11 protein-coding genes are annotated in these 10,068 nt (G+C 33.9%); 5 read left to right on the forward strand and 6 right to left on the reverse strand.

Annotated elements, in window-relative coordinates; all coding sequences use genetic code 11:
• Positions 1-138 precede the first annotated feature (138 nt).
• Positions 139-729, reverse strand: a complete 591-nt coding sequence (locus tag E1171_RS15220; RefSeq protein ID WP_155206902.1) for an RNA polymerase sigma factor — start codon at positions 727-729, stop codon at positions 139-141.
• A 131-nt stretch (positions 730-860) separates the two neighbouring features.
• Between E1171_RS15220 and E1171_RS15225 the strand changes: the two genes are divergently transcribed.
• The 3 genes from E1171_RS15225 to E1171_RS15235 all read left to right on the forward strand — a co-directional run bounded on the left by E1171_RS15225 (position 861) and on the right by E1171_RS15235 (position 3,528).
• Positions 861-1,208, forward strand: a complete 348-nt coding sequence (locus tag E1171_RS15225) for a DUF6249 domain-containing protein (protein ID WP_155206903.1) — start codon at positions 861-863, stop codon at positions 1,206-1,208.
• Positions 1,209-1,350: 142 nt separating this feature from the next.
• Entirely contained in the window at positions 1,351-2,820 is a 1,470-nt protein-coding gene (locus E1171_RS15230; RefSeq protein WP_155206904.1) for a serine hydrolase domain-containing protein, read from the forward strand.
• A gap of 270 nt (positions 2,821-3,090) precedes the next feature.
• On the forward strand, positions 3,091-3,528 hold the full coding sequence (locus tag E1171_RS15235; protein ID WP_155206905.1) for a hypothetical protein: 438 nt from the start codon (positions 3,091-3,093) through the stop codon (positions 3,526-3,528).
• 131 nt (positions 3,529-3,659) lie between these two features.
• On the opposite strand, the gene E1171_RS15240 is transcribed toward E1171_RS15235, so the two are convergent.
• From E1171_RS15240 to E1171_RS15260, 5 genes are all read right to left on the reverse strand, one after another.
• Complete coding sequence (locus tag E1171_RS15240; protein ID WP_155206906.1) at positions 3,660-4,370, reverse strand: hypothetical protein; 711 nt, start codon at positions 4,368-4,370, stop codon at positions 3,660-3,662.
• Entirely contained in the window at positions 4,360-5,520 is a 1,161-nt protein-coding gene (locus E1171_RS15245) for a serine hydrolase domain-containing protein (RefSeq protein ID WP_155206907.1), read from the reverse strand. Before E1171_RS15245 ends, E1171_RS15240 begins: the two co-directional genes overlap by 11 nt.
• A gap of 363 nt (positions 5,521-5,883) precedes the next feature.
• On the reverse strand, positions 5,884-6,258 hold the full coding sequence (locus E1171_RS15250) for a DUF488 domain-containing protein (protein ID WP_155206908.1): 375 nt from the start codon (positions 6,256-6,258) through the stop codon (positions 5,884-5,886).
• Between the two features lie 217 nt (positions 6,259-6,475).
• A complete protein-coding gene (locus E1171_RS15255; protein ID WP_155206909.1) occupies positions 6,476-7,795 on the reverse strand; it encodes a transporter substrate-binding domain-containing protein in 1,320 nt (439 codons plus the stop codon).
• A gap of 299 nt (positions 7,796-8,094) precedes the next feature.
• The gene (locus tag E1171_RS15260; RefSeq protein WP_155206910.1) at positions 8,095-8,235 is read right to left on the reverse strand and encodes a hypothetical protein; all 141 of its coding nucleotides are present in this window, start codon (positions 8,233-8,235) and stop codon (positions 8,095-8,097) included.
• 373 nt (positions 8,236-8,608) lie between these two features.
• Here E1171_RS15260 and E1171_RS15265 point away from each other — a divergent pair, with 373 nt between their 5' ends.
• A complete protein-coding gene (locus E1171_RS15265; protein WP_155206911.1) occupies positions 8,609-9,454 on the forward strand; it encodes an HpcH/HpaI aldolase/citrate lyase family protein in 846 nt (281 codons plus the stop codon).
• A 12-nt stretch (positions 9,455-9,466) separates the two neighbouring features.
• Positions 9,467-9,985 (forward strand): MaoC family dehydratase, encoded by a 519-nt coding sequence (locus tag E1171_RS15270; RefSeq protein WP_155206912.1) that lies wholly within the window; start codon positions 9,467-9,469, stop codon positions 9,983-9,985.
• Positions 9,986-10,068: the final 83 nt, after the last annotated feature.

Raw genomic sequence — 10,068 nt, forward strand, 5'->3', positions numbered from 1 at the left:
GGGGTCAAAGTTTTACTAATAACAGGAGGAGGGCAATTTTCAATTTTTTCCATTAAGGAAGAAATAAACAATTCTCCAGGTTGTTCCACAGATGCAGATTTCACTGCCCCTTTTACAAAACGATCTATTTTCTGATTTTTATTTTTGGAAACCATTGGTCAAAATTTTTTCTTGCCCTATTTTATCTTTCAGTTCTGTATACAGTTTCTGCCGGCTTCTATAAAGTTTTACTTTCACATTCTGAACTGATATTCCTATAATTTCTGCTATCTCTTTTACTGAAAGTTCTTCGTAATAATACAAAGTAATAATGACTTTATCTTTTTCCGGAAGCTTTAATATGGCATTGTTGATAATTTGTTTTTCTTCCTTTTTTCTTAGATCATCATGGGGATTGGCTATGCTTAGATTTTTAAGCTCCCTTCGATGATCATCCTCTATTTCAATAGTTTGAATTCTTGTGCGGGAATTTAAACTATTTATGGAGGTGTTATAGGTGATGCGGTAAATCCAAGTGGAGAGCTTTGCTTTCCTATTGAACATACCTAATGATTTGAAAACCTTAATAAAAACATCCTGGGCTAAGTCTTCTGCTTCTTCTCGGTTTTTTAATATTCGAAAAGCTAAGGTAAATACGATCGAATGGTATCTTTTTACGATTTCTGCAAATGCCTGATTGTCTCCATCTAGTACCCTTTGTATGTATATAAGGTCATCCTTTGGTCTCATATTTTTATTAGACAATCAATTGCAATATTGGTTACAAATTGATAAATATTTTATTTTTTATCTAATCAGCTGTAACCAAATATAAATTTTACTGTCAAAGCAGTAGATTATTAACTAGTAAATTTAAAGATATGGAAGGAGTAATTATTGTTATCAGTATGTTTATCGTGGTTTTTGGGATCGCCTATTTGCACTTTACTACAAGGCATAAGGAGCGTCTCGCACTAATTGAAAAAGGAACAGATGCTAGCATATTTTTTGGTAAAAATATTTCAAAAACCTCACCAGTTTGGAAGATTATCATATTAAATCTTGCTCTGCTTTCTATGGGAATTGGAGCTGGTATATTCTTAGGAAGTATGTTGGAAATATCGGGCTTTGAAGAAAATGCTATATATCCCGCAATGATATTTTTAATGGGAGGTTTAGGGCTGTTGATTGGTTTCTTTATTACCAAAAAAATGGATAATGAACCTTAATGGATAAAGGTGTAATTCCCATTTGGGTTATTCTATATTTAGTTTGATTTTCTTTTGATAATAGTTTCCGATACAAAAAAAATAAATAAGAACTGGTTAGACATTCCCCCTAATTGGAAAGTGGGAGAAAAACATCATATTTATGAAAAGAAAATTTATCATTATAATTGGTTTTACCCAATTTTTATTTTGGTCTAAAGCTACTGTAAACGCACAAGTTGCAGGTGATTTTAAAGCTCTTGAATCGAAAATAGATAATTATTTGACAGATGGGGTAGGAAATGGGTTTTCAGGAGCCATATTAGTTTCAAAAGAAGGAAAGGTTATTCTTAATAAAGGCTATGGAATGGCCAATAAAGAAAAAAACATCCTAAATACCCCCAAAACTGTTTTCGATATTGGCTCGAATACAAAGCAATTCACTGGAGCAGCTATTTTAAAATTGGTGGAGTTTAATAAATTGAAGTTCACCGATAAACTGAGTAAGTTTTTTAATGATCTTCCAAAGGATAAACAAAATATTACCGTTCATCAATTATTAACTCATTCTGCTGGATGGAAAGAATCTTTTGGGCAAGATTTCGATCATATTTCCAGGGAGTTGTTTTTTCAAGATCTATTTACAAGTGAATTACTTCATGAGCCAGGGACCAAATATTCTTATTCTAATGTAGGCTACAGTATTTTGGCCCGCATTATAGAATTGGTTTCGGGAGAAGAGTATGAAACTTTCTTAAATGAACATTTATTTAAACCAGCGGGTATGCAGCAGACAGGGTATCTTATCCCCCATTGGGATAGGAATTTGCTAGCTAGGGGATATAATCGAAATGTTTTAGATCGGGGTTCTATGGTTACGCGCTATCTAGAAGATGGTAAGGTAAGTTGGCATTTAAAAGGAAATGGAGGAATTAATTCAACGCAAGAGGATATGTTCAAATGGTATCAAGCACTGAAAACAAATAAAGTCTTAACTAAATCATATTTTGAAAAATTTATCAAACCATATATTGGTCCTGAAAAAGGAAGATATCAATACGCTTATGGCTGGGGAATTTCCTATTCAGATAGAAATACTACCAGGATAAGTCACAATGGCTCAAATGGGGCTTTTTCCCATTCCCTTATTTGGAATTTTGAAGAGGATGTGGTCATAATTTACGCCACAAATTCCGGAAGCCCTGAAGTAGAGAGAATCGCTTATACGGTAGAGAAAATGATTTTTGATGAAAATTATCAAGCTGGTCCAATCAAAAAAAATCCATATTTTTTTGTATTTGATTTTACCAAAGCTAATCCCCCAAAAAAAGCAAAAGAACTTCTCACTCTGATAAAAAAGGAACATAGCCAAGATTTTGAAAATTCAAAAGTCCTTAATCGAATAGGGTATATAATTATTGAGGCCAAGAATGATTTGGATTGGGCTATAGAACTTTTTAAGCTGAATGTTCAATTATTTCCAGATGAGGGAAATGTTTGGGACTCTCTTGGAGATGGATATTTAGCAAATGGACAAAAAGAGGAGGCTATAGAAAGTTTTAAAAAAGCAGTAGAATTAAACAATGAAGATTCAATTAAAAAGTTAAATGATTTGTTGTTTAACAATGAGTAGTATGGGTGGGTTTAATTTGTCAATAATGATCATAACCGAACACTTTGGAACAAGTTAGCATTTCGCCTTATAATATTGATAATTTGTTTTAATACAATCAACTGTTAGTTATGGGTGGGCCGTTAGGATAGATTATTTAATTTAAATGATCTAATTGTCATACCATCACAATTATGTGGAAATCAACCGAAATGTGATTACGATTCTATTGATGTGTTTAAATCTGTGAAAGTAAGGTCAATTAATGGATATACTTGTGAAATCATAAAAATGAAGCTTCTCAGTAACACCTTTAAAATTATGGTTTTGTTAATGGTTGGCTTACTTTTAAAGCTGAGCATGTATAATCAAATGGGCAATGTGAAGGTGATGGCAAATATTGATGAAACTGGTGCTACCCTTTCCTATTTCATCAGTAATGAAAAATCCTATTTGGAACTTCAATTATGTTTTTTTTGTGAGGACAACCCTTTTGTGAATTTGAACTTTCAAAGGAAAAATAATGTCAGTTTTCGTTTCTTCAACCATCCCTCCTCATTTAATGATAAGAGTTCATTTTGTGAAAATAAATTTATTGGAAATGGTGATGCTGATTTGTTCAAAATTTACCCTAATTTAAATACTTGCCAAAAGATGGAGGATTACTTCATCTATCAGAAAGAATGCTCTTTATTTAGAAAAGGGAAAATTAGAATTCCCCTTTTCTAATTAAAGAGAAAAAATGTTTAGACGAGGATGCTTTCAAAAAAGCTTAGTAGATTTTGAATCTTTTTTCTTTCTTCGGCAGATAATTTGTTAAAAATACTTAGGTTAAGGGCCTTCCTTACCTAATATTTAATTTACTGAGGAAATTCATCTATTCTTTTATAAGTCCTTTGCAAGTCTTTATTTCCTTTTGAAAGTCCTATTAAAATGAGTTGATCATCTTTAAATTTCAGCGCCCATTTTTTTCTTTCTTCTTCCTCTTTGTGGCTGATAAAAGTAAGTTCATGTCGATGTGCATGCATAAACCAATAACCCGAAGAAACCTCTCCTCTTTCCGATCTTTGCCTGTATAATCTATCAGGTCGAATAAATATATAAGGTTGAGAGTTTGAAACAGTTAGAAAATTAACTTCTTCTCCATTTATTGTTGAATTTGTTAGTGCCCAAAGTCCTCGAATTTTATCCACTGGACCCATAGGCATTTTTACTACCCTTCTAAGGGTAATTACAACCTTATTTCCTTCCTCTTCTCTTTCCCATATCATTTTACCATTTAAAAAGCTCACCGTAAAGGGACCGGCCGGATCTTTTAACCAATTTTTATTTTGAGGATTATATTGTTGGGTTTTCTCATCATAGGAATAGGTGCCTTCAGCGTTTTGCTCCCATCCATTTCCTGAAACAAAAGTATGGTCAGCTTTGATTTTGGTCCATTTGGCAACAGGAGTCATTATTTCCTCTCCAACAGTGACATTGGTAATTTCCCAAAAACCAGTAATATCCTGTCCCTGGGAGAAAGATGTTGAAAAAATGAAAAATAAGATGGATAAAAGGTTAGTCTTCATAAATAGATGAATTTAGGAGTTGAACAATTTTTTGTGTTAAATGAATTTCATTCACCTGATCTCCACAATTTGCCAATAGTGAAATGATAAATTTTCCTTTGTCGATAATGACAAGCATGGCTTTGTAACCTTCTGTTGATCCCCCATGAATGATGTAGGGAGCATTGATAGATAGGTTCCCCATTTTATACTGGCCTCTTCCATCAAAAATTACCCAACCGTAACCATAGGAAATATTATTGCCAAGGTGTGAAAGATGGTTGGTTTGCATGACTTTTAAGGAACTTTCGGAAAGCAAGGAATTATTGCTCATTGCTTTTCCCCATTTATATAGGTCCCCTGAAGTGGAGTAAATTCTTCTGCCTAGGGTCAGATCAATGAACCTATTTCGTCTCCATTTCTTTTCCTGTGGGGAGTAGTTATAGGCTTCTGTTACTTTTTTATGCACCTCCTCACGGGATTGAGGGGAAAAAGTATGGGAAAGTTTTAGTGGTTTACATATTTTCTCATCCAATATTTCTGAAAAAGGTTGTTGGTAGGTGTCCTCTAAAATAATGGCCAACAAGTGATAAGCGAAATTGCTGTAGTGAAACTGCTTTCCGGCATTACTGAAAGGTGGAATTTGACTAATAAAATCTAAATAGTCATGATTGGAAAAATGTAATCGTTTAAATTTTAAAAATTTATTGGCCGATAAGTCTTTTCTTACGCCATTATAGTCTGCTAAACCGGAGGTGTGGGTCAGCATTTGATGAATCGTGATGTTGGGGTCGAATTTTCCGCTATACTTATAATTTGTTAGTAAATCTGTGAGTTTATCATCCAATTGAAGTTTATTTTCCTCAACAGCTATTAGTATGAGAGCGGCAATAAATGATTTATTCACCGAGGCAATATCAAAACGATAATCCAACTGCATAGGAAGGTCCCATACTCTATCGGCAACTCCAATGGCTTTATGATAAAAAATGGAGTCCAGGTTGCCAATTACCACCGTGCCGTGAAAGCGATTTTCTTTATTCTCAGAATTGATCAGGCTGTCCAGTTTCACTAATAGAAGAGAGGAGGTAGGTCCTGTTTTTTGTTCATTTTTTTGGCAAGAAACCAACCCAATTATTGAGATAAATGCTCCAAAAAAGGTAATTCTCATAAAAAGTAGAATTTAATTGATGTGGTAAAGAAAAGTATTCTTATGGCTCAAATAAAAGAAGTTTGGCTTATTTGGGACGAGAATTTAAAATAAGGGGTGAAAAAAACTCTGGATTTATGTTCTGAGAGAGGAATTAAAAAGGGCCAGACCTAATGGGTTTCTTTATAAGGCTTTTTATTTTAGAAAAGAGAAAATTCCATTGGGTGGAAGAAAAATTGATGGGAATATATGTTCAAATAGGTCCAACTTTGAAATAACTCCCATGTGACATGATAATAATTTTCATTTCTAAATGAAGCTACCCCTTACACTGATTTTACTTTAAAAGCATGACATCATTCTTTTTGTGAAGTAGAATTCTACCTATACCTTAAAGTTTAACTCCAAGAATTCTTTTAATATCACGGCATGATTAGCTTTTTCATTTTTAGATCCGTATAGAAAAAGAACTTCTTCCTCCTTGTCAATTTTACCAATGAATTCTCGCAAGGAGGCTTGGTTTAATTTTAGTTCCATTATATATTTTTCCCTAAAATCATCCCATTTCTCCAAATTGTCGTGGTACCATTTTCTCAATTCATTAGATGGAGCCAGTTTTTTTTCCCATAAATCTATCTTTAACTTCTCTTTTGTTAAGCCCCTGGGCCACAATCTATCTACCAATACCTTGAAGCGATTTTCCCGATCTGAAATATCATAAACCCTTTTTAATTTTATTTTTGTCTTAAACTCAGTCATTTTAATAAATCAAGTTTGATCATAAGAGTGCGTTTGCTATAGAAATTCAGGCTTTTCAAAATTTCAGAAAAAGTCATTATCTAAATCTTTGCTCTAGGCAAATTTCCTGAAAATTTGAGAGAAAGCTTAATTGAAAAGATGTCTTATAGAAAAAGGTTGGATGCCCTTCAACTTTGTAAATCAAAATAAACCAAAGATTAACTTTCCTTGGTTTATTTTATTTACCCTCGCTAAGATTCATAATGGCCTTTGCAATCTTCTCCAATTGTTCTTTTTCTAAATTCTTTCCTTTGAAAGATTCAATTACCTGTTTCCTAACCTGGTCAAAACTTAGATCTTTAGGTAAAAGAACAATCAATTGAGTTATCTTAACTCCAATTCTGTCTAAAGCAGGGCGTAAATCTTTTTTTAAATCAGGTAATGACCTTTCCTCTGAAAAAGAGTTTTTGGTATAGGCGACATTTCTTTCAACTGCCTTGGCAAGATCCATCTGGCATTGAAAAAATCTTTTCACAGCATCTTCGCTTGGAGGATTTATTTTATGTTCTCTAGCTGCCTCTTGAACTTTAGTCCATGAATTTTGCAAAACCTGTTTTTCCCTTTCTGGCACTTTAAAGGGAATTCCTTTCGCATGTTTAATTTCTCCAATAATTGGCATTAGAGACAATCTTTCCTGAACGGCAGCTATTAAGGCTTTTAACGGCATGGCTGTGTGGAGACCACCTGTTTCTCCAAGATATTTTGAGCGAAGATCAGCAAGCATACCCTCTTTTTCTAATTTCATTAGCCATTTATTAAAATCGGCAGCCAAATTAGGTCTTTCGGGAGAAACCCAATAGGCTTTCCAATCTTCGGTAAAAGGTCCTAATATTACAAGACCTTTTGTACTTTTTAGCCATTCCGGTGCTTCCTGTATATCTGTAATTGCTCCATTTACTTTTCCTTCTAACAGGGCTGTTCGGACATCGTAATTTATTTCTTTTGTAAAGATCTGTGCTTTTTTAAATTGCTGTCGTCCAACCTTTTCTAAATATCCACCGGCATTTACAGCCAATGATACCTCTTTTTTATCAAGGGACTCAATGCTGTCAAATGAATCGGAAGCCTTGACAAGAACGACAGCTCCTTCTGTGGTCACAGGAACCGTAAATTGACCTGTTATTGATCGTTCCGGTGTTACAGTCACCCCACTCATAACGATATCAAATTTACCATTTTTGAAATCATCCGTTAATTCGGACCATCGAAAGGGCACCCATTCAATATCTAAACCTTTCTCTTCTGCATACAACTTGGCCAGTGTTATATCAAAACCTTCATATTCATTTATATGGTCTGATATTTTCATACTAAAGGGGGCGTAATCTCCACTGGTCCCCACCCTCAATACATTTTGTCCTTTAGCTATTTCCACACTACCAAAAATGACCACTATTAAAATTCCTATCCCTTTAAAAACAGATTGTGCCAAACCTATTTTTTTAAACCTATTATTTCTTGATTGTGATTTTAATTTTTTAATCTTTTGCTTTTCCATACTATCTAATAAGAGGTAATTTCATGAATAAAGAAAAACGATAGTTTAATTTAGGAATTATTTTTTCTACAAGTAAAAGATAACTGGTTAGAAAATATTTAATTTTCTAACAAAACAAGTGTACCCCTATCCTGAAGCAAAAGGAAATCAAATGAGTCAATTCAACTTCGAGGCCATAATTAATAGAAGAAAAATGCTCCAAAATTTCAGCACAAAATCAGGTTTTGTAACTCTTGCCCATTTGGCTAATTTCTCATTTTTTTATGAATTTCTCTTTGGTTTAATGTTGAGGTATCCAGTCATTCATTTTGATTAGTCAATCCATTCCCCAAAGCAGGAACAAAAAAGAAAACCCACCATGCATAAGGGAAGAAAACCTTTGCTGGACGATTATTCAGGTCAGGTATTTCTCCCATTAGCACTGGTAAAGTGCTGTACATGCCAAAATCTCAGGTCATAAAGAAAGGGAACCAATTGTGGGATTAACTTTCACAAAATTGGAGAAATAACTAAGCCTAATGAGTTTTTTCATGTTTTAAATTTATGCTTGATCGTATTTGGAATGCTGCAAAGAAAATAAAAAACACCAGTCAAAATTTTTTAGTTTTAAACACTTCCTTGAAATAAATTCATTCAGGAACTATCAGATTCTCATAAGAGTTCCTTTATTTAAATTATGATCAACATATAAAAACAATGTTCATTACTGGCCTATTATTTAAAAAAGGAGATATCTAGCCCACATAAAATATGGGGAAAGTTCAATTTACTTTTGCAAAGTAATTCCATTCTAAGTACCTGATTGAATAATTTATGAACCATATATTGACATCCCCAGCCATACTTTTTACCCCAGGGAACAAAGCCAAACATTTCCAAAAGGCTGAAGAGGTGGGGGCCAATGGAATTATTCTGGATCTGGAGGATGGGGTATCTCAAGAAGAAAAGAACAAGGCGCGTGATAATGTTATTAAATACCTGATAGGTTTAAAAAAGCGTGCTCTATTAACTATTATTCGTATTAACCAAATAACAACCGAGGCTGGTTTAAAAGATGTGTTGGCATTACGCAATTCAGAGATTCATTACGATGTATTGCTCTATCCAAAAGTTGAATCGTCTGAAGAACTCTTTATTCTTAACTCAGTAATGCAACTGGAACAAAGACATATTAGTCTTGTAGCGTTAGTTGAAACAGGCCGGGGTCTCAGTCAATTAGCTGGAATTGTGTCTGCCTGTCCATTTTTAAAGGGCATAATATTTGGGGCCGCAGATTATGCTGTAAATGTTGGATGTGATATTTCATGGGACACTTTACTTTTATCCAGACAACAAATAGTCCAGGCTGCTGCTATTGCCCAAATTGCTGCAATTGATTGTCCTTGTTTTGATTTTGAAAATGACGATATTTTAAAAAATGAGCTTTTAAATATAAAAGCCATGGGGTTTACGGGTAAGCTTGCCATTCATCCCAAGCAAATACCTATTATAAAACAGGGTTTTAGACCCTCGGAAGAGGAATTGAAAGAAGCAGAGGTTATTTCAAAAACCTATGAAAAAGCTGGTGGAAAGGCCTGCCAATACCAAGGCAAAATGATTGATTTACCTATTTATAAAAAGTCACAACACATTATTGCCAGAGCAAAAAACACAAAATAAATTCATAAATGCATGGGGTCGTCAAAAAGTTATAAAAAAGTAGCTGAAAACAGAATCCGGGAAGATTTTGGCTTTTATTACGAAGATTTTGAAGTTGGACAGATAATTGAACATCGGCCTGGCCGTACTTTGACGAGAGCGGACAATATTTGGATGACTTTATTGACCATGAATACAGCACCCTTGCATTTTGATGCAAATTATGCGGAAAAAAGTGAATGGAAATTACCCCTTGTGGATAGTACGCTGACTTTGGCTATTGTAACTGGAATGACAGTCAATACAATAAGTAAAAAGGTTGTGGCAAATTTACAATGGGACAAAGTTGTTCTTCACAAACCTGTTTTTGAAGGTGACACTATTTATGCTGAGTCTGAAACATTAAACAAACGTGAGTCCATATCCAGGCTGGACCAAGGCATCGTTAAAGTTAAAACAAATGGAATAAAACAGGATGGAACTATTTTTATGACCTTTGAACGTACTGTGTTAGTTTATAAACGAGGAGGGGCTCCAAGATATGATATTTAAATTTAAAATGAAAATAAGCTTAAAATGACTTTCGGTGGTTAAAATACTGGCATCTGACTTAAAGTTGGATTATTTTTTTTTTT

This window comes from Xanthovirga aplysinae (assembly GCF_009711365.1).
In the GTDB taxonomy this organism is placed as follows: Bacteria; Bacteroidota; Bacteroidia; order Cytophagales; family Cyclobacteriaceae; genus Xanthovirga; species Xanthovirga aplysinae.